General features: G+C 44.8%; 12 protein-coding genes and 1 CRISPR repeat array. Of the genes, 11 read left to right on the plus strand and 1 reads right to left on the minus strand.

All coding sequences use genetic code 11. The features are described from left to right. Window positions 1-481: 481 nt before the first annotated feature. The 6 genes from AC5FX4_RS21585 to AC5FX4_RS21610 all read left to right on the plus strand — a co-directional run bounded on the left by AC5FX4_RS21585 (window position 482) and on the right by AC5FX4_RS21610 (window position 11,821). The gene (locus AC5FX4_RS21585) at window positions 482-1,837 is read left to right on the plus strand and encodes an alkaline phosphatase family protein (protein WP_493608477.1); all 1,356 of its coding nucleotides are present in this window, start codon (window positions 482-484) and stop codon (window positions 1,835-1,837) included. Window positions 1,838-2,101: 264 nt separating this feature from the next. Beyond that, window positions 2,102-4,204: direct repeats of the CRISPR family, unit length 29 nt; unit sequence CGGTTTAGCCCCGTGAGTACGGGGAACAC. Window positions 4,205-4,576: 372 nt separating this feature from the next. After that, on the plus strand, window positions 4,577-7,375 hold the full coding sequence (locus AC5FX4_RS21590) for a TonB-dependent receptor (protein WP_493608478.1): 2,799 nt from the start codon (window positions 4,577-4,579) through the stop codon (window positions 7,373-7,375). Window positions 7,376-7,447: 72 nt separating this feature from the next. Beyond that, window positions 7,448-8,755 (plus strand): DUF5690 family protein, encoded by a 1,308-nt coding sequence (locus AC5FX4_RS21595; RefSeq protein WP_493608479.1) that lies wholly within the window; start codon window positions 7,448-7,450, stop codon window positions 8,753-8,755. 21 nt (window positions 8,756-8,776) lie between these two features. Continuing rightward, window positions 8,777-9,586 (plus strand): phosphonoacetaldehyde hydrolase, encoded by an 810-nt coding sequence (phnX, locus tag AC5FX4_RS21600; protein ID WP_493608480.1) that lies wholly within the window; start codon window positions 8,777-8,779, stop codon window positions 9,584-9,586. After that, window positions 9,586-11,013, plus strand: coding sequence for an FAD-dependent oxidoreductase (locus AC5FX4_RS21605; protein ID WP_493608481.1), 1,428 nt, complete (start codon window positions 9,586-9,588; stop codon window positions 11,011-11,013). Before phnX ends, AC5FX4_RS21605 begins: the two co-directional genes overlap by 1 nt. Before the next feature lie 121 nt (window positions 11,014-11,134). Continuing rightward, window positions 11,135-11,821: a UTRA domain-containing protein gene (locus tag AC5FX4_RS21610; protein WP_493608482.1), complete on the plus strand. Its 687-nt coding sequence runs from the start codon at window positions 11,135-11,137 to the stop codon at window positions 11,819-11,821. Window positions 11,822-11,891: 70 nt separating this feature from the next. Here AC5FX4_RS21610 and phnW read toward each other — a convergent pair whose 3' ends face one another. After that, window positions 11,892-12,989, minus strand: coding sequence for a 2-aminoethylphosphonate--pyruvate transaminase (phnW, locus tag AC5FX4_RS21615; protein ID WP_493608483.1), 1,098 nt, complete (start codon window positions 12,987-12,989; stop codon window positions 11,892-11,894). Window positions 12,990-13,330: 341 nt separating this feature from the next. Between phnW and AC5FX4_RS21620 the strand changes: the two genes are divergently transcribed. The 5 genes from AC5FX4_RS21620 to AC5FX4_RS21640 all read left to right on the plus strand — a co-directional run bounded on the left by AC5FX4_RS21620 (window position 13,331) and on the right by AC5FX4_RS21640 (window position 21,253). Next, complete coding sequence (locus AC5FX4_RS21620; RefSeq protein ID WP_493608484.1) at window positions 13,331-14,980, plus strand: trypsin-like serine protease; 1,650 nt, start codon at window positions 13,331-13,333, stop codon at window positions 14,978-14,980. A gap of 87 nt (window positions 14,981-15,067) precedes the next feature. After that, window positions 15,068-16,273, plus strand: a complete 1,206-nt coding sequence (locus AC5FX4_RS21625) for a hypothetical protein (RefSeq protein ID WP_493608485.1) — start codon at window positions 15,068-15,070, stop codon at window positions 16,271-16,273. 145 nt (window positions 16,274-16,418) lie between these two features. Continuing rightward, window positions 16,419-17,249 carry a putative porin gene (locus AC5FX4_RS21630; RefSeq protein WP_493608486.1) on the plus strand — a complete coding sequence of 277 codons (831 nt, stop codon included), beginning with the start codon at window positions 16,419-16,421 and terminating at the stop codon, window positions 17,247-17,249. Between the two features lie 327 nt (window positions 17,250-17,576). Next, on the plus strand, window positions 17,577-18,377 hold the full coding sequence (locus AC5FX4_RS21635) for a putative porin (protein ID WP_493608487.1): 801 nt from the start codon (window positions 17,577-17,579) through the stop codon (window positions 18,375-18,377). A gap of 275 nt (window positions 18,378-18,652) precedes the next feature. Then, entirely contained in the window at window positions 18,653-21,253 is a 2,601-nt protein-coding gene (locus AC5FX4_RS21640) for an ExeM/NucH family extracellular endonuclease (protein ID WP_493608488.1), read from the plus strand. Window positions 21,254-21,286: the final 33 nt, after the last annotated feature.

A 21,286-nucleotide genomic window follows, 5' to 3' on the forward strand; every position in this document is an offset into this window, starting at 1 on the left:
AGAAAGTGTATGGGTGGCCATTATAAAAAACCAAAACAGCTTCTCTTGAGTCATTTTCAATTGGCTCTGGTACAACGGTTTGGGGTGTGGAATTACATCCTGCAACAAGCAAAGATGCGCATAAATACGACAGTTTGGTTAGCTTATTCATCATCGTTCCTTTAAAAGGTAGGTTCTGCGTATAAACCCACTTTGATACGCATAGAGTTTTATCTCTGCACAGTGGCCCACTTACATTCACATAAGCAAGGCAACCATACATTCACTAATAAGAGTAAAAACAACCGATAAATTAGTCGATTACGCGGTATTACAAACTTATTAATCGCGCCAGCTTACGTCAATACGGCTAATTTATGACCAAAGTCATAAAAATCGCTCTGATCTTTCTTGTGTCTGTCACTAAAAAATCACACAAAATCTGGACTATACCAGAGTCCAAGTGAGACACATTTAAACTGGAAATGAGGAAAAATCTAAAATGAAAAAAGTACTACTAGGCGCGCTTGCGCTACTGCCAAGTTTTGCCAGCATGGCAGCTCAAACTGACAAAAACGTTCTTTTAGTGGGTATTGATGGCACGCAACTTGAGCATATTCAACGCTTGCCTACCCCCGCATTTGACAGGCTCAACCTTACCAAAGCGTATGCTGGTGGCGTAAATGGCCGTTTTTCACAACAAAAAACCAGCAGTGGTCCGGGTTGGGCAACCATCTTGACTGGCGTATGGGTAAATAAGCACCAAATACCTGATAATTACACGGGGCCCATCAATGCTAACTGGCCAAGTATTTTTAGGCGTATCCACCAGCATGATGCGAGTGCTGAGATCTACTCTTTCTCCACATGGGGGACAATTAATTCACAAATCGTTTCTCAAGATATGCCACTACTGAGCGCGCACTCACAAGGAGGCAGTGATGAGAGTAGTACACAACGGGTTATTGATACTTTGCAAAGCGCTAAACCTGACTTTATCTTTGTACATTTAGATGAGCCTGATGGTGCCGGTCACGGCCATGGTTGGGGGTCTCAATACGATAAATCCATTATCGATAGTGATAGACGCCTTGGCCAAATGTTAGATGCGGTTGAACAACGTCAGCAACGTACTGGTGAAGATTGGTTGGTGCTTGTGACCACAGATCACGGCCGAAATGGGAGCAATGGCTATGGTCACGGTAATCAAACGCTCAGCGAAAAAACCATCTTTATAGCCAGCAATAAGTCATTGCCGATGCGAAATCTACGCTATATTTCTGTCGCCAATCAGGATTTCTCAGGCCTATACAATAAGCCTGCACAAACCTCAATCGTCCCGACCATCATGGACTTTATGCAGCTATCCTTTGACCCATCGCTTGATGGCCTTTCTTTGCTAAGCCATCAAGATCACAATAAGCTGTACAGCGCTATTTCTGGTCGTAATTGTGGTTTTGAGTGGGACGCGGATGTGGACTCACCTTCAATTTTGCAAAGCTCAGAGCATGTTGCAAAGTTTGATTGCGGTGGTTCAGCCGATCCTTTATTGGTAATGAATGACATCATTTATGCCAATATTTATGGCTCATCTTGTGGCTTACAATGGCATGCAAGCGACGGTGTACCATCAGTTTTAGACAGTAATGAACACCTCGCTAAGTTCGACTGCAGCGACAAAGCCGATCCTGTTCGTATATCCAGCAACACAATCTACACCACCATCAGTGGCAAAAATTGCGGTTTAGAATGGGATTCGTCCACTGGCACACCTAGCACCATCGGCAGCAATGAGCATGTTGCCAAGTTTGATTGCGGTGGCACAGCAGATCCGATTAGCTCTGTTCCAGCCAACTAACACATAAACATTTAAAAATAACGCATGGCTTTCGTCATGCGTTTTTTATTTTCACCTTTACATACTAACCCACTAAATATATTAAATATTTCCCTATCTTGTACTTATTAGAACAGCAACGATGAAATGTATGGTTTAGCCCCGTGTGTACGAGGGCGAAACAAGACCGAAACACCGTTTCGCAGCTTGTTGAGGTGAGGTCATGGATGACCGAAGAAAGCCGCTTCAGGGATGAACTTGAACTACAAAACCAGAATAAACACACGGTTTAGCCCCGAGAGTACGGGGAACACTTGATGCGGGTTTTGTTTTATTTGCCGTCTGGCGGTTTAGCCCCGTGAGTACGGGGAACACTGGGGTTGTCACCTACAGAATCTAACGTGAGGCGGTTTAGCCCCGTGAGTACGGGGAACACCCATCAAACGACAAGTTATACAAATGCCCCTGCGGTTTAGCCCCGTGAGTACGGGGAACACGTAAAGCGAGTATCTGGTACTTGTTGCATTGGCGGTTTAGCCCCGTGAGTACGGGGAACACAAATCAAAGCAGGGGGATATTGTTATCCTACGCGGTTTAGCCCCGAGAGTACGGGGAACACCAGTTCCACGTCAGGAATAGCAGCATCCATGACGGTTTAGCCCCGTGAGTACGGGGAACACTCAAGAGTCAGATGCAGATGCAAACCGTATGGCGGTTTAGCCCCGTGAGTACGGGGAACACTTAGAATCTAAGCTCTGCCCGTAAAATAAATTCGGTTTAGCCCCGTGAGTACGGGGAACACGATATTGAATGGGAAGGGGAGCACGAACTCGACGGTTTAGCCCCGTGAGTACGGGGAACACCTAGGCCCATCTCGCTTATTTCTGGCTCATGGCGGTTTAGCCCCGTGAGTACGGGGAACACGGTAAGAAATGCTAAGAATAGAAACAGTTTACCGGTTTAGCCCCGTGAGTACGGGGAACACCTTGTTTACCTCTATACATTTAGAGTCTAGTTCGGTTTAGCCCCGTGAGTACGGGGAACACACTCGATCATTTGTTTAATTTCACATTCGCATCGGTTTAGCCCCGTGAGTACGGGGAACACTGTTTACTCCAGTGTTTAGATACGGTGTTGTACGGTTTAGCCCCGTGAGTACGGGGAACACTTACAGGCGAGAACTATTTAAAAATCGGAAACCGGTTTAGCCCCGTGAGTACGGGGAACACGATAAAGATGACGCCATAGCAATAGCCAATCACGGTTTAGCCCCGTGAGTACGGGGAACACACGCAGGTTATTAACTGACATGTTCTTTTCAGCGGTTTAGCCCCGTGAGTACGGGGAACACCAGTTCCACGTCAGGAATAGCAGCATCCATGACGGTTTAGCCCCGTGAGTACGGGGAACACTCAAGAGTCAGATGCAGATGCAAACCGTATGGCGGTTTAGCCCCGTGAGTACGGGGAACACTTAGAATCTAAGCTCTGCCCGTAAAATAAATTCGGTTTAGCCCCGTGAGTACGGGGAACACGATATTGAATGGGAAGGGGAGCACGAACTCGACGGTTTAGCCCCGTGAGTACGGGGAACACCTTGTTTACCTCTATACATTTAGAGTCTAGTTCGGTTTAGCCCCGTGAGTACGGGGAACACACTCGACCATTTGTTTAATTTCACATTCGCATCGGTTTAGCCCCGTGAGTACGGGGAACACTGTTTACTCCAGTGTTTAGATACGGTGTTGTACGGTTTAGCCCCGTGAGTACGGGGAACACTTACAGGCGAGAACTATTTAAAAATCGGAAACCGGTTTAGCCCCGTGAGTACGGGGAACACGATAAAGATGACGCCATAGCAATAGCCAATCACGGTTTAGCCCCGTGAGTACGGGGAACACACGCAGGTTATTAACTGACATGTTCTTTTCAGCGGTTTAGCCCCGTGAGTACGGGGAACACATATCAGCCACACTGTCATCTAGCTTTTTAGCCGGTTTAGCCCCGTGAGTACGGGGAACACCGTAGTCGCATATCCTGAATATTTTTAGTCAACGGTTTAGCCCCGTGAGTACGGGGAACACATTACTTGACAAGATACCACGTGCGTTTTTATCGGTTTAGCCCCGTGAGTACGGGGAACACCGGCAACTCGCGGGTTTCCCTATTCTGGTTTCCGGTTTAGCCCCGTGAGTACGGGGAACACCGTTATCCGCTGATCCAATTCAGCACCAACTGCGGTTTAGCCCCGTGAGTACGGGGAACACTTAACGACAAGATTTACGGTCAGTCTCATATACGGTTTAGCCCCGTGAGTACGGGGAACACAACAACGTAGGGTTCAATGTTACCGATTCCGCCGGTTTAGCCCCGTGAGTACGGGGAACACTCTTAAAGTATACACTTGTTTTTATTAAAGAAAAAAGCACATCAAAAATCCACCAAAAATATTGGGTACAAAATACTCTACTCTGAAGAGCAAGCCGGCACGTCATCCATATTGTTAAGGAGCCAAAATTAAGTAAAAAACTTAACTTATTTTTATGCCCATTCAAACTGCTTTGACCGAATGAGCGGTTCATTGTAGCTGCATTAAGTTAACACATCTTTTCACTCGAAGATCAGTGACAGTTACTATTTAAAAAATCAGTACGATCATGCTGGTTTCATCTTAACGTCACGGTTTTGTAAAAAAGCGTCTCTATTATAGGTTTCAAATAAATTGGTCTAGACCAGAATAAACCCAACTGAGAAACCGACAATGAATAAACTTTCTATCTTAGCGAGCAGCGTTTTATTACTGACCAGCCCCCACTTACTTGCGGGGGACGCAAAACTATCCGGTATCGTAAAAGATCAGCAACATACCTTATCCGGCGCACTGATCAAAGTGCTTGGTAGTAACAAAAGCGCAGTCACTGACTTTAATGGCCGCTTTGAATTACCCACACTCCCCGCTGGCACGTATCAGCTTGAAGTGAACTACATGGGTTATCAATCCAAAACACTGAGCATCACCGTAACGGATGACGAGCGTAAAGCACTTACGCCAATTGTACTAAATGCGCAGGTAGAAAGCGGCATTGAAGAAGTGGTTGCCGTTGGCCAAATTCAACGCGGCGAAATGGCCGCTGCCAATACGCAAAAAAATGCCAGCAACATCATTAATGTGATCTCAGCCGATGGCATAGGTAAACTACCAGACCGCAATGCCGCCGAAGCGGTGCAGCGCATTCCCGGTGTATCGATAGAACGAGATCAAGGCGAAGGGCGTTTTGTGGCTGTACGTGGCCTACCTTCACAGTGGAGCTCAGCGTCAATCAATGGTAATCGCCTGCCAACGGCCGAAGAGGAAACTACCAGCCGTGCCACTGCGTTCGACTTTTTTCCGAGTGAATTAATTGAATTTGTTGAAGTATCTAAAGCCATTACCCCAGATTTAGAAGGCGATGCCATTGGCGGTAACGTCAATTTCATTACCAAAAAAGCGCCTGATGAGTTTGTATTGAACACCAACTTTGCCGTGGGAACCAATGAGCTATCGGATGGTGAAAATTACTCTGCCAGTATTCTATATGGCGACCGCTTGCTTAACGACAAGTTGGGGTTTTTAATCAACGCAACCGCTTGGCAGCGTGATTGGGCCACCGATAACTATGAACCACGTCGCGGTAATGATGGCATAGGTATTCACCGTTTAGAGCTGCGTGATTACACCGGTACGCGTGAAACCTATGGTCTAAATGGTTCAGTTGAGTATCGCCTAGAGCAAGGCACCCTCAGTGCAAGCGCCATGTATGGCACCCTAATAGATGATGAGACTCACTATAAACATCGCATGCGTTTTGATAAAGACCGCGTTGAAGTGCAACACATTCGCAACGAACTTATCACCGAGATGCAAGGTTTTGAACTGGCTGGCGAGCACTATTTGGGTTTTGATAAAACACTCTCTTGGTCGTTAGCCAGTTACGACAACGAGTTCCGCTATGGCGATATGCCCAATACCGAAGACAACAGTTATTTTGTGGTTCGTTTTGATCAAAAGAATGTTGGCTACATCGGTTTAGAAGATAGAAAAACCGGGAAAAATTACGCATATAACAAAATAGACGGCGGCGCTGATCCTTGGAATGCCATCAGCAATCACTTACCCAGCGACTTTCGTATGGACCCGTCTAAAACCAAACTCGCGTGGGTTGAACTATACAAAGTATTCGTAAATGAAAAAGACCGCGCGGTATTTTCTGCCGATTTAGACTGGCAGCTTGATGACAGCTTGACGGTGAAATTTGGCGTGAAATACCGTGACAAAGTGCGCCAAGCAAGCTTTGCCGATGAGTTTTATGAGTGGAATGCTACAAATTATGGTGATGCCCCTACTCTAGCTAACTTTAAGCTCTCTGCTCAACCGGGTCGAAATGATTATTTAAGCGAACTGAATATCGATTACCACAGCCAATTTTCGCAAGTTGCCAGCACTGATGAACTAACCCAGTTTTGGACGCAGAATAAGCATAAATTTAGACTGGTTGAAGATGAATCTGCTTTGGTGAGCAATGGCGGCGCACTCGGTCGTAATTTTAATGTTGAAGAGCAACATGCCAGCGCCTATGCCATGGCAACTTATCAAGCCAGTAACCAACTAGAAATACTCGGCGGGGTGAGGCTGACACGCACCGACACAAAAGTAGATGGTTACACCTATTTAAAAGACGAAAAACGTGTAGTGAGCAATCATGCTGAAAATGACTATCTATCGGTACTCCCTGCACTGCATGCCACCTATCGCTTTGATGATATGAACAACGTGCGTTTGGCACTGACGCGTACATTCGCACGCCCTGATTTTGGCTCTTTGTCGCCGGGTGCCACTTACTTAGAAATAGAAAACAAACTGCACTCAGGTAACCCAGACCTAGAACCAACCTATTCGAATAATATTGATCTAATGTATGAGCACTACTTTGAGCGCGTTGGCTTGTTCTCTGCCGGTGTGTTTTATAAAGATATTGAAGACCCTATCTTTCAAAACAGCTCGGTGGGTAGCTACGGCAATAAACAAGGCGTTAACCTGCTCCGCCCTGAAAATGGCGAAAATGCCTCACTCGTCGGCTTAGAAGTCGCCTTTAACCGAGATTTAGGGTTTATCGCGCCGTCGTTGAAATATTTTGGGGTAATGGCAAACGCCACCTTTATGGACTCAAAAATGACTACGCCTGACAGAGCCGATGTTGCAATTCCTCGTCAAGCGGATGCGCTGTATAACATGACCTTGTATTTTGACAACACGGTATTTGCCGCGCGCTTAGCCCTTAACCACAAAGGAGAATACATTGAAGAGCATGGCAAAACCGCACAACAAGACCGTTACTACGGTGACAACACCAGCGTAGATTTTACCACGTCATATCAGCTTAACGACCATGCGCTAGTTTACTTAGAGCTAAATAACCTCACCAACGAACCGCTGAAGTATTACCAAGGCAACGAAAACCGACCGCTGCAAGTGGAATACTACGGTATTCGCGGCATGATTGGATTGAATTACCGCTTTTAATCAGCACATTGCACCACGAATATGATTATTCGTGGTGCACCCAACACTGAGTTCTACTGAATGAGTAAATCTATGTCGTTATCTTCATCGCATTGGCTGAATAAAGCACAAGGGCCCGCTTTTGTCTTGTTCGCCGCAACCAGTGCATTTATCACTTACTTTTGTATGTATGCATTTCGAAAACCATTTTCTGCCGTCAGCTATGCCGACATCGACACCTTTGATTGGCTAGTCAGTTACAAGGTCGCGCTGGTTTTGAGCCAAGTGCTGGGGTATATGTTGGCGAAATTTATCGGCGTCAAAGTGATTTCCGAAATGCATCACGATAAACGCGCACACGCCATTATTTTGATGATACTGCTAGCCCAGTTGTCACTCGTACTTTTTGCGCTACTGCCCGTCGGCCTTAATGTGGTGTGCTTATTCTTAAATGGCTTATCTCTTGGCATGATCTGGGGCGTGGTATTTAGCTTTCTCGAAGGCAGACGCACTACCGAGATCCTCGGCGCGATACTGTGTATTACCTTTATTTTGGCGTCAGGTATTGTCAAAACGGTAGGCCGTTACCTCATGGATGCATTTGCTGTTCATGAATTATGGATGCCAGCCGCCACGGGAGCCCTATTCTTACCCCTGTTATTCATCAGCGTATATTGCTTAGCTTTATTACCAGAACCTAATGCGCAGGATATTGCTCAGCGTAAAGTACGTGTGCCAATGGATGGCAAGGCCCGCTGGCAGTTTTTTACACGCTACTGGTTTGGCATTTGTGCGCTATTACTCAGCTTTTTACTGTTCACGGGATTTAGAGACTTTAGAGATAACTTTTCTGCCGAACTGTGGCAAGCGCTCGGGTATGGTTCAGAGCCGAGTATTTTCGCCTATGCAGGTATTCGCATCGCATTTTTTGTGCTGCTGGCCTTGGCCGCCATGGTGTTGGTCAAAAATAACAAAAAAGCCTTTTTTGTAAACCATGGTTTTATTCTATTTGGCGCACTGCTGCTGGGACTCAGCACTTATGCTTTCGAATCACAATTTATCGATGCCAAGACTTGGATGGTGACCTTGGGGGCTGGCCTGTACATTGCCTATATTCCCTACAATTGCTTTTTATTCGATCGCATGGTTGCCGTCGTCGGTGGCACAGCCAATGTCGGGTTCTTGCTGTACCTTGCTGATTCTGCCGGTTACATCGGCTCGGTTAGCATTTTACTTTATCGCACCTTTGCACAACCCGACCTGTCTTGGCTGAACTTCTTTATCGCGACCAGTTATTGGGTGAGCATCATAGCGGCCGGTCTCGTCGCCAGTTCAGCGGTGTACTTTCACACCGTTTTATCACCCAAAATGCGCAGCAAAACACTCGCTACCAGTTACTAATTACTCTACTAAGGAAAAACTATGCAACATATTCAAGCACTTATTTTAGATTGGGCTGGCACAGTCGTCGACTATGGCTCCATTGCACCCACCAGCATTTTTGTTGAAGCCTTTAAAGCCGCTTATGATTTTGATATTACCCTCGAGGAAGCGCGTATTCCAATGGGCATGGGTAAGTGGGAACACATTGAAGCACTGGGCAAGCTAAAAAAAGTAAACCAGCGTTGGTGTGCGCAATTTGGTGAGCCAATGAGCAATGAGCAAATTGATCACATCTATCAAACCTTTATGCCACTCCAAAAAGCCAAAGTCGCAGAGCGTGCAATGCCAATTGACGGCGTTTTAGAAGTAATCGAACGTCTTCAAAAACAAGGCGTTAAAATTGGCAGTTGCTCTGGTTACCCGCGCACTGTGATGGAAGAGTTAGAACGCGCTGCCGCTGACTATGGCTATCACCCAGATCACAGTGTTGCCAGTGATGAGCTTGCCGCAGGCTCGCGCCCAGGCCCCTGGATGGCGCTTGAGAATGTGATAAAACTGGGTATTTCTAACGTCGCAGCTTGTGTCAAAGTGGATGATTCAACACCGGGCATTTTCGAAGGCTTAAATGCAGGCATGTGGACCGTGGGTGTGGCACTCAGTGGCAACGCCGTAGGACTAAGTAAAGAAGATTGGTCACTCTTATCTACTGAACAACAAACAATACTTAAACGTGAAGCTTACGCACACTTATCTCAAGCCGGTGCACATTTCGTGATAGACAGCCTCGCGGATATTGAGCCTGTGCTTAATGAAATCAATGCGCGATTAACACGTGGTGAACGTCCATAATGTCTTTTCAACCATTTTGGTTTGATCAAGCCATGCAGCATGAGCGCCAATTAGGCGCTCAACATAAGCCATCACATGATACTCGTTCTCCTAGTGGCAAGCAGTTTGATATTGTCATTGTAGGTGGTGGCTTCACTGGACTGTGGACCGCCATCCAAGTCAAACAACAGTGTCCAGAAAAACGTATTGCCATCATCGAAAAAGATTTGTGTGGTCAAGGCGCCTCAGGGCGAAATGGCGGTGCGATGTTAACTTGGTCGAGTAAATATCTAAGCCTAAAACAGCGCTTTGGCGACGACCAAGCCGCATTTTTAGTGCAAGCATCAGAGCAAGCAGTGCATGACATCCAAGCGTTCACTAAAACGCATAATATTGATTGTGATTTACGCGTTGATGGGGTGTATATGAGCGCATCAAATCGTGCGCAACTGGGTATTCTTGAACCATGTATGCAAGCGCTCACCAAAGCTAACCTAAATCATTGGCGCCACGTGCCACCTGAGCAAATGCGGCGAACAGGCTCAAGGCAACATCTTACTGCGCTGTATTCACCGCATGCTGGGAGTGTACAGCCAGCCCAATTAGTGAGAGGCTTAAATCGCGTTGCGCAAGGAATGGGCGTTGAGGTTTTCGAACATTGCCAATATTTAAACCATCAAGGCAGTGCACCCATCACCTTGAATTTTGAACATCTAGGCATGCAAGGCACCTTATTGTGCAATCAACTCGTCTTTGCTGTGAACGCTTGGCTCCCCACTCTGCTGCCCGCATTTAACCGTAATGTAGTGCTTGTTTCATCGGATATGATGATCACGCGCCCTATTCCCGAACGACTCGAAGAATTAGGCTTGAACCACGGTGCGTCAGTGATTGATTCTCGCATCTTCGTTAACTACTATCGAACCACATCAGATGGTCGTTTGATGCTAGGCAAAGGTGGAAACTTCTTCAGTTTTGCCAATAAAGTACGCCAAAAATTTGATGCCCCAAGCAGCTACCAAACAATTCTAAGTAACTCGCTCGCGTACTTTTTTGGCCGCAATCAAATCGACATTGAACGCACCTGGACGGGCCCCTCGGATAGAAGCGTGAGCGGCTTTCCTTTTTTTGGTGAAATGTCGACCCAAAGCCAAGTTTTCTATGGCTCTGGTTATTCAGGCAATGGCGTGGTGCAGTCTTACCTAGGCGGTAAAATATTGAGTTCACTACTACTAAATAAACAAGACAGATGGCAAAACAGTGGTTTAGTCAATCAACGCTTAGCACAATTTCCCGTTGAGCCCATTCGCACACTCGGCGCGTATGTGGTCAGAAACGCCATTCGCAGAAAAGAACACCGAGAAGATAACAACCGCTCAGTAAACAAACTCGATGCATACTTAGCCAGATTGTCGGGCGCGGCTGGCAAAGCTGACACACTGTCATAATGTTGCTTTTTGCATATTGTATTATTTGCAGATGCTAGAGCTTAATGCCGTATAACTTGCTAGGCTATGCCAGCAATCACATTAATACACGAGTGTGCACCGCGAGTGCGAACAGATTACTATGTTGTTATATCAAAAAATAAGAAACTATATCCAAACGCTTATTGCTGAAGGGCAGTTGACGGCTGGCTCAAAACTCCCTTCAGAGCGAACCTTGCAAGAGCATTTTAGCTCAACCCGTATTACCGTTCGAGAAGCCTTAATTCGCCTTGAAGCTGAAGGGTTGGTGTATAGTCAAAAGCGTCGAGGTTGGTTTGTTACCGCTAAAAAGCTTAAGTGGCACCCTGCCACCAAGGTCAACTTTAATGAACTTGCTACAGAGCAAGGTTTTACGCCAAGCACCAAGGTTATCAGCATTGGTCGCGAAAGCGCACAATCATTGGCACCGTATTTTGACAGCGCCCAACTATTTCACCTAACCCGTGTAAGAAGCTTGGACGAACGGCTCGTCATGTATGAAGATATTTTTTGCGATGCCACCCGATTCGAACAACTGCAGCAAATGCCGCTAGATGGCTCAATTACCCAAGTTATGGCGCAGCAGTATAACGTGCAAGTCAGTAATGAGCATTGCACGATTAGTGTTACCGTATTACCCGATGACGTGGCTATATTGCTTGAAAAAAATAGTGGTGCACCGTGTCTTAAAGTGATCCGTAAGCGTTACGAGAGTAATGGTAAATTAGCCGACTACAATATTGAGTACTGGTTACATGATGCAATTGAGATGGTCATGGAAGGACGCTAAAAGAACTTTATCCCTATATTTCAAGGCGTTCCTATTGAACGCCTCAATATTTAATGGTTTATCTCAGATTTTAATCTAGCCAAAATCGGCTTCGTTCAATCGCTGCAAGTAACCTTTGAATATCGTGCAAATAGACCTCGCCAATATTACCAATTCTAAAGCATTCTGCGTCTGAGACTTTCCCCGGGTAAATCACAAAACCTTGTTCTTTTAACACAGAATAAAACAGCTCAAAGTTATAACGGCTTGCTTGTGGTGAATAAAATGACGTGATGATCGGTGACTGCAAGTCATCAGCCAGTAAAGTTGTAAAACCGAGTTCACGCATGCCCTGCACTAACGCTTTTTGATTTTGTGCGTAGCGCTGATGACGCTGTAACACACCACCTTCTTGGTGCAGCTCAACCAATGCTTGGTAAAATGCCCGTACCACATGAGTGGGTGACGTAAAGCGCCACTTCCCGTTGTATCGCTCCATTGTTTGCCATTGATCATACAAATCTAAACTCAGTGAGCGAGCGTAACCTTGACTACTTTCGATGATGTGCTTTTTCAATATCACAAAGCCAAAACCAGGCACACCTTGAATACACTTGTTGGCTGAGCTGATTAATATGTCTATGCCGTACTCGGCAATATCCATTTCAATGCCGCCAAAACTGCTCATTGCATCAAGCATAAACAACTTGTTATGTCGCTTTGCGATTTGACCGACTTGATAAGCAGGATTCAACATGCCTGTGGTTGTTTCGCAATGTACCATCGCAATATGGCTAATGGCTGGATTGTCATTAATCGCTTGCTCTATCAACGCCAAGTCAGGGAGCTGAGTTTCGGCAAATTTGAGTACCTGATGGTTGATATTCAGTACGTGAGCTATTTGTGCCATGCGCTTACCATAAGCGCCGTTATCTATGATCAACACACAATCTCGCTCAGTCACTAGACTCCCCAGTGCAGCCTCAACGCTTGCGGTGCCACTACCTTGCATCAGTACGCTTGTATAGCTGTTGCTGGCAGTTGCAAGTTCAACCAATTGCGTTCTGATAGCTTGTACTATCTGCTGATTGTAATCGTCATCCCATGTACACCAATCTTTCAGCATGGCTTCTTTGACGGTTTTCGATGTTGTCAGTGGGCCGGGTGTCAATAATAAATAATTTTCCATAGTTCACTCTCAATCTGGTATAGACCAGAAGGATTAAACCATAAAATAGAGCCAGATTTATGAACGTTAGATTACATATAAAGACGATTGACCAAAAAATACTCAGCGAACCACTTTAACCACAAAAAAGTTACATTAACACCACCGCATTTACATCCATTTACATTGCGTTTGTAAATTATTCAATACGCGTAACTTACTAATTTTTTGACTTTTATTTGTACTATGCGTGCAAATTGAACTGGTCTGACCTTGAACAAACCTTAATCTACCTATTGATCTAAAATATATCTCAGATTATTCCTAGATTACTCACTAACGAGTAACAACAAGGATACAACATGTACAAGAATAAAATGACAACTATCGCTTTGACGGTTTTGGGCACACTGGCTTCACCGCTTTTAGCAGCCAAGACTTCAACGGCACCTGATGTAGACATTGCTATTGTGGGTGGTTCAGAATCACAACCACAATCAAGACCTTACCAAGTAGCACTACTGATGAATGGTCGCCAAGGCTGTGGCGGTACGTTGATCAGTCAAGATTGGGTTCTTACGGCAGCACACTGTGTTGATAACGCTTCAACAAGTAGCCTTACTGTACGTGTGGGTGCACACTCAATGAGTAGAAACGACGGCCAAACGTTACGTGTATCTCAGATTATTAGCCACGAACAATGGCGTGGTGCGAATAGTATTCGTTCTGGCTACGATATTGCGGTACTGCGTTTAGCGTCACCAGCAAGCAGTCAATACACCCCAGCTAAGTTGGCTACCGCTGAAATTGAACAGCAATATGCAGATATTGGCGACTATGTCACTGTATCTGGTTGGGGTTTAACCTCAAACAGAGGTAGCGCGAGTGACACGTTACGAGAAGTGGCTTTGCCTGTTATTACAAACTCAAGCTGTAGCAGTCAATTAAGCTATAACATCCCAAGCTCTGTGATTTGTGGTGGCGGCCAAGGTGGTCGTTCAGCATGTAATGGCGACAGTGGTGGCCCGTTCGCTGTGCGTGTTGGCAATGATTTTTACAGCATTGGTACCGTGAGCTGGGGGATTGCATGTCAAGGTGCATCGGCATTCACAAGAACAACAAGCTACCTAAACTGGATTAAAGCAAAAACAGGTGTAGGTACAACAGATCCAGATGATAGAGCACCTGTCGCTAACTTTGACTTTAGCGCAGATGGTTTATCGGTAACATTCTCTGACCGCTCTACCGATGACAAAGGTGTTCAGAGCCATAGCTGGAAGTTTGGTGATAGCCAAGGCGGTACATCAAACCAAGCTAACCCAACTTATCGTTTCAGTGAGTCGGGTACTTACAACGTACAACTGACTGTAACTGACACGAAAGGTCAAACAAATACCACTTCTAAGCAAGTTAAAGTAACTGACGGTTCAGGCCCAATTGGCTGTGACGGTGTTGATGCTTGGAGTGCGTCTAAGTCATATGCACTCAATGACAAAGTAAGCTTTAATGGCTATGAGTACACTGCAATTTGGTGGTCACAAGGTGCACAGCCAGATTTATACCCAAGCGTATGGCAAAAAGGCAATGCATGTGGTGACACATCTGTACCGGTTGCTGATTTCAGCGCAGCGGCAAGTGGCTTAACCGTAAACTTTAGCAACAACAGTACGGGTAACATCTCAGCTGTGCAATGGAACTTTGGTGACGGATCTACAAGCTCTGCATACGCTCCTAGCCACACATATGCACAAGCGGGCAGCTACCAAGTCACCCTGACTGTTGTAGATAATAATAATCAGTCTGTATCTGTGTCTAAGTCAGTAACGGTTACCGATGGCGGTACTGGTAACTGTAACGGCGTTCAGGCATGGTCTGCACAAACCGTGTATCAGCAAGGTGATCTTGCTCAAGTTGAAGGTGTAGTTTACCGAGCAAACTGGTGGGTACAAGGTGAAAATCCACAAAGTTCAGGTCCTTGGGGTCCATGGTCTCGCGTGGGTAGCTGTCAGTAATCACAGTTTTTAATTTCTCAACCGGACTTTAAAAATAGCTAAGTCCCATGTAATCTAACTTTTATGACTAAATAATGACTTGATAACATGGGACTTAATCAGCAAAGCGTCAGTGAACTCACCCGACTTGGTGAGCGAATTAAAAAAAATCTAAACGCTGTATTTTCTGAGCTTCCCGCCAGTGCACATACCATCAATGGTCTAACCAAATTTTTAAATTACCATAGGTCAAACTGCCAACGGATCTTCAACGCTAAAAAAGCCGCGACGGGCGATCAAGTACTGTTGCAATTACCGGGTGCGAAAGCGCTGGAGGAGTTTGCGGATAAACTGCAAAGGCATATCTCAGCGCAAAGTCATCAGCAGTTACAACAGGCCGCTCTATTGTTTGCCAAGAATGTCAAACAACATGCAAGCAGTCATGCCGATCTTAAACGTCAGTTGCAACAACTCAATACACCCAATGTTGATGAAACGCCCCATCAACAAGACAAGCGCGCGCAACTATACTATGCGGCCAAGTCTTTATTGGGGTTTAGTGTAGAGGAGATTTTCTGCACCTATATACTCACTAGGCAGCACGAAAAAGCTGACTTTTTGCAAGAAGTGGCCTTGATCAGTAAATCGGGAATTAAGCGTCAACGTGGGGCCCCCCCGTTTGTGCAGTTTTATACTCACCCCCACCCCAGTGATTTTACTCGTCCAGAGTTACTCACTCATGCCAGTAAAGTAGAGCCCAATAAGTTTTCCATAGGCATTGCTGACGCATTTTCAACATCGGGACTAGATCAGGCATACAGTAGCTATTCACCGAGTAATTCAGGGATCGTGTTTGACGACTTACCCGACGAATCTAGTTTTGATGCTACTTTTGTTTTCAATAACCCTGATGAACTCGTCAACCCACTCACACATAAGAGTCAATGCAGTTCAACTAGTATCTCTATTAAAAACCCAACAAAAAGACTGACGTTGCTGGTGATGGTAGATAAAGCCATTGATAGAAGTTCAAATGTCAATGTAGGCTGTTACCATGGCAATCAAAAAGTAGAAGAAGGTAAACTCAATGCCGGAGATATGTGGACTGAACGCTTACCGGATTTTCCTGAACTTCGTGTAGTGAGTATGCAAAACCCACACAATATTCTGAGTCAAACACCCACAATGCTCGCTAAAGTTAATTACTTACTCAATTATGCCCAGCTAAAGTCGGACGATTTTATCTGTTATTTGATGGATGTCGATTTCCCAATTTGGTCTGCAACTTATCGCATTTACTTTGAGCACAGCTAATATGCACATAAATCCGACAGATAAACATTAAACTGCATCACCTATGTTGCAGTCGTTTCTCACAACCTGTACCTTATGCACCTCCAAAAATCTCGGATAAGCAAGAACGCCGTCCATCTATTAAATTCCATAAGGAATGCGAAATATGCAGTATATATTTCCGTGTTTAGCATTAGTGCTCCCATTCAATTCATTTGCAAGTGATGCTTCAGGTAAACAGTGGTTCAATTCGGCCGGTTACAGTTACCTAAGTCAAAAAGCTTTTCGCTTAGATGTCGAAGGCATTGAAAGTTTACATTTCCCTAAGAAAACTTATCACTCTAAAGGTTTTTCAAGCACTTACTACTTCGCACCACAGCAAAGTACAGGGGTATGGGATGACTACGGCTATTTGACTACAGACTCAAATGTATCCATCAACTATGCAGATTCTTATACAGACAATGTGCTTAGCATTGGAGGCAGAGCACATGTAAATGATTGGTTTGTCAGTGCTCATGTCTATGATTTAAGCAGAACAGGCTATCATGCTATTGGTTTTGGCTACTCGTACAATGACAGCTTACAAGTCTCTATGACAAGCCAGCGTTCTAGCCACCGTTCAGATGATGTGTCGGTCGGTGCATCCTATAATCACCAAATCAACAACTTCGATTATTTTGGAGTGTCAGTAAGCCTAGACGATAACGCCGATGATTGGTCAATCTCGGGGCGCTATTTTAAAAAGTTAGAGGGTGGTCAACACGTTGCTATTGATGTCGCTCACGCTTACATTGCACACGCTCAAGACTCCTCCACACAAGTAACGGTCAGTTACTATATCAATGAGAGTTGGGGATTTGCAGTTAGCCCCGGCGATTCTAGCTTAGAGTTTGAAGCCAAATTCTTTTTCTCTGACAAGTACTATGTTGTAGCATCTTATGATGACGGTGATTCTTCCCAGATAACTGGTATTACTTTCAACGCGAACTTTTAATTAACCCGTATTGGAGGTAAGTTGGCAACGGCTTTTAGGCCTGTACTTTTAGCTGGCCTTTTTTATCGTGCACTTGTATTAATTTGTTCAAATACACCTCAATGTGGGAGGTATGTGGACTGAGCGCATACCAGACTTCCCAATTTGGTCTGCAACTTATCGTATTTACTTTGAGCACAGCTAGCTTGAGTTAAAATTCTATTTATATACATTCTTTTACACTTTCTGTATTGCAGAAATATTTTATAAACAGTACCTTGTGCGCAAATGACAACCTAGGACTGGCGGGACCGCCCCCCTAGACTAACTGTGTAAGGAACACTCAATATGCGTTATTTGATTCCGTGTTTAGCATTCATGCTTCCCTTAACTTCATTTGCAAATGATTCGGCTGATAAACAATGGTTTAATGCCGCACGTTATATGCACCAAGAGCTTGACTACCATCCTTATGGCAACAAAAGCTATAACACAATGGACCTATCGAGCACCTACTACTTTGCACCACAACAAAGTACAGGTGTGTGGGACGACTACGGCTACTTAGATACAGACTCAAAAATATCAGTCGGTTATCACGACTCTGATCACAACAATGCTTTTAGCGTGTCAGGTGAGGCATTTTTAAACAACTGGTTTGTTAATGCCAGTGTCAGTGACCTAAGCCACGAAGACAATCACAGTATTGGCTTCGGTTACTTATACAATGACAGCTTAAAAGTCTCGGTAACCAGTTTTCGTCACGATAATCGCTCCGATGACGTAGTAGTTGGTGCATCTTATAATCACCAAATAAATGAATCTGATTATTTAGGTGTATCTGTCAGCCTCCAAGATAACCCCGATGACTGGTCAATTTCAGGTCGATACTTCAGAAAGCTTGAGGGAGGTCAGTACCTTGCACTTGACATAAGCCACGATGACTTCGCACATGACCGAGGCTCGTTCACTCGCGCTAAGGTAAGCTACTATGTCAATGAAAATTGGGCATTTGGTGTTGGCTCAAATGATTCAGACATAGAGCTAGAAGCCAAGTTTTTCCTGTCTGATAAATACTATTATCGAGCAAGTTACCAAGACGATGACCACGGTGATACGGCATCTATTTCCTTCCACGCGAACTTTTAATTAATAACGCTAGGCGGGCAGCATACCCCGCCTTTTTTATTGGTTGCAGCACCGAATAAATGTTAAACAATTTGCAAATAAGTTACACAAATCATAATTTACTTAAAAACTCTAATTAATTGTATTCCCAAATAAGAAACCTTCATATTTACATTCATTCATCGAATACCTACCGTTGTTGAAATTTTTTAAACACAAATGTAATTTTTTTAGGGTAGAATATCCAAATCTAGCCAAAGAGTTAGATTAGTGCTAAACACGGGAACTATAATAAAATGTTAAAAAAAACAATTCTTGCAACCCTGATCTCAGCGGCTTGCATACCAGCTCATGCAGAGCTAATCATTTCTGAGTATGTAGAAGGCAGCAGCTATAACAAAGCTGTAGAACTTTACAATACTGGCGAACAAGCAGTTAACTTGTCTGACTATGCAGTGACTTTTTACTTTAACGGTAACACAGAGGCCGGTCGTACAATTACGCTTGAAGGCAGTTTAGAGCCAAAATCAACTTTCGTTATTGCACACTCAAGCGCAAGCGAAGAGCTGACAGCAAAAGCACAGCTTTTATCAAGCGGCAGTTGGTTTAATGGCGACGACGCGATTGCACTACTCAAAGCTGACACTATCATTGATAGCTTAGGCCAAATCGGTGTAGATCCTGGTACTAGCTGGGCTGACGATGAAACCGATACTAAAGACAAAAGCTTAGTTCGTAAACCTCAGTTTATGGTCGGTGATGCAAACGCGAGCGATGAATTTTTACCTTCCACACAATGGCTTGCAAATGCCAAAGATGATTTTTCAAACATTGGCAAACACTCAGACGAGTTACCGCCAGAGCCAGAAGATTTAGTATGTGATGCCAACAACGTATTGATCAGCCAAGTACAAGGTGCTGGCGATGCGAGCCCGCTGGCAGGTCAAGTGGCTGAGATCCAGGGTGTCGTCACTTCTTCATTGCAAGGCGATGACCAATTAAAAGGCTTCTTCTTGCAAGAAGAGTTAACGGATCAAGATAACGATCCAATGACTTCGGAAGGTATTTTTGTATACTTCAAAAACACCCAAGTTAACAACGGTGATATCGTTAAAGTTGCAGGTAAAGTAGAAGAAAAATACGGTCAAACACAGCTAACTTCCGTCAGTGCGGTTAAAGTGTGTGGTACATCAGCGTCTGTTCCTGCCACAACAATTACTCTGCCAGTAGAAGCGGGCCTTGAATCAGTTGAAGGTATGCTTGTAGAAGTCAGCAATAGCCTCGTAGTTAACGATACCTATGGCCTTACACGCTATGGCGAGTTACGCCTAGGTACTGAGCGCCTATATCAATCTACTCAAGTTGCACTGCCTGGTGAAGCTGCGAACGCAGTAGAAGCACAAAACAAGCAAAAAGAAATTTTACTGGATGATGGTTCTTCTGCGCAAAACCCTGACGTGATCCCATACCCAAGCCCTGAACTTGATGCTTACAACACATTACGTTTAGGTGATACGGTCACAGGTGTACAAGGTGTATTAGGCTACGGTTATAGCCAGTTCCGCATTCACCCAACGACTCAACCTAACTTTATCGCGACAAACGTTCGTACTGACGCACCAGAGGTGACAACCCGTGGTGATTTACGTATCGCTAGCTTCAACGTTTTAAATTACTTTAACGGTGATGGCCAAGGTGCGGGCTACCCAACACCTCGAGGTGCGGATACACAAGCAGAATTTGAACGTCAAAAAGCAAAAACAGTTGCAGCCATGCTTAAGCTAGATGCCGACCTGTTCGGTATTTTGGAGATGGAAAACGATGGCTTTAGTGAGCTTAGTGCGCTGGCTGATTTAACAGCAGCATTGAATGCACAAGATGCTAATAACACTTATGCATACGTGAACCTAGGTACTGACAAAGTAGGTGGTGATGCCATCATGTCGGCTATCATCTATCGTAGCAACAAAGTAAAAGAAGTCGGTACGGCCGCATTCACTGAAACGGTACCATTTGATTACGGTAACCGCCCGCCAGTCATGCAAACGTTTACTGATTTACAAAGTGATGAAACATTCAATCTCGTCGTTGCACACCTTCGTTCAAAAGGTAGCTGTACCAAGGCTGAAGGTTTAGATCAGGACCAAAAAGATGGTCAAGGTTGTTGGAACTTAACCCGTGTAAATGCGGTTAAAGCGCTATCTAGCTGGATCGCAACATCACCAACAGGCCAACAAGATCCTGACACAATTATACTTGGCGACATGAATGCATACGGTCAAGAAGACCCTATCAGAACCTATGTTGAACAAGGTTATCAAGATATCAAGAAGCAACTTCATCAAACGACCACTGACTACTCATACGTTTACCAAGGCCGCATTGGTAGCCTTGACCACGCGTTTGCCAGTGAGTCTATGATGGAAAAAGTGGTTGATATCGCCGATTGGCACATCAATGCTGATGAGCCAGTTGCACTTGATTACAACATTGAATACAAGTCTGACAAGCACCTAGCCAGCCTATATGCTGATAACGCCTACCGTGCTTCAGATCACGATCCAATCGTCATTGAGCTAAAAACCAAAGCAAAGGAAGAAGTGATAGAAGGCGAGTTCACTGGTCTATCTGGTTGGTTTTGGTGGCAACGTTTTTCAATCGACTTACCAGAAGGCTATAACAAGCTTGAAGTAAGCATCAGCGGTGAAGGTGAAGCTGACCTTTATGTACGTCATGATAAAAAGACAAGCTTCTTTAAATATGACTGCCGTCCATACCTTTGGGGTAGTGAAGAGCAATGTTCTCTAGACAATCCTCAGGCAGGTACTTGGCACTTTGGCGTTCGTGGCATTTTGCCCTATGCAAATGTAACCTTAAAGTACAAAGCAACTAAGTAAACTGCTTTTAAAAATAACCGCCAGTATTCCTGG

The sequence above is a fragment of the Pseudoalteromonas sp. ATL1 genome (assembly GCF_058933015.1).

Excerpts from the sequence above, each read along its gene's own strand:
- AC5FX4_RS21635 (WP_493608487.1), top strand. The coding sequence starts at position 17,577 with ATGCGTTATTTGATTCCGTGTTTAGCATTCATGCTTCCCTTAACTTCA.
- AC5FX4_RS21625 (WP_493608485.1), top strand. The coding sequence starts at position 15,068 with ATGGGACTTAATCAGCAAAGCGTCAGTGAACTCACCCGACTTGGTGAG.
- AC5FX4_RS21605 (WP_493608481.1), top strand. The coding sequence starts at position 9,586 with ATGTCTTTTCAACCATTTTGGTTTGATCAAGCCATGCAGCATGAGCGC.
- AC5FX4_RS21585 (WP_493608477.1), top strand. The coding sequence starts at position 482 with ATGAAAAAAGTACTACTAGGCGCGCTTGCGCTACTGCCAAGTTTTGCC.
- phnX (WP_493608480.1), top strand. The coding sequence starts at position 8,777 with ATGCAACATATTCAAGCACTTATTTTAGATTGGGCTGGCACAGTCGTC.
- AC5FX4_RS21590 (WP_493608478.1), top strand. The coding sequence starts at position 4,577 with ATGAATAAACTTTCTATCTTAGCGAGCAGCGTTTTATTACTGACCAGC.
- AC5FX4_RS21610 (WP_493608482.1), top strand. The coding sequence starts at position 11,135 with ATGTTGTTATATCAAAAAATAAGAAACTATATCCAAACGCTTATTGCT.
- phnW (WP_493608483.1), bottom strand. The coding sequence starts at position 12,989 with ATGGAAAATTATTTATTATTGACACCCGGCCCACTGACAACATCGAAA.
- AC5FX4_RS21595 (WP_493608479.1), top strand. The coding sequence starts at position 7,448 with ATGTCGTTATCTTCATCGCATTGGCTGAATAAAGCACAAGGGCCCGCT.
- AC5FX4_RS21620 (WP_493608484.1), top strand. The coding sequence starts at position 13,331 with ATGTACAAGAATAAAATGACAACTATCGCTTTGACGGTTTTGGGCACA.
- AC5FX4_RS21630 (WP_493608486.1), top strand. The coding sequence starts at position 16,419 with ATGCAGTATATATTTCCGTGTTTAGCATTAGTGCTCCCATTCAATTCA.
- AC5FX4_RS21640 (WP_493608488.1), top strand. The coding sequence starts at position 18,653 with ATGTTAAAAAAAACAATTCTTGCAACCCTGATCTCAGCGGCTTGCATA.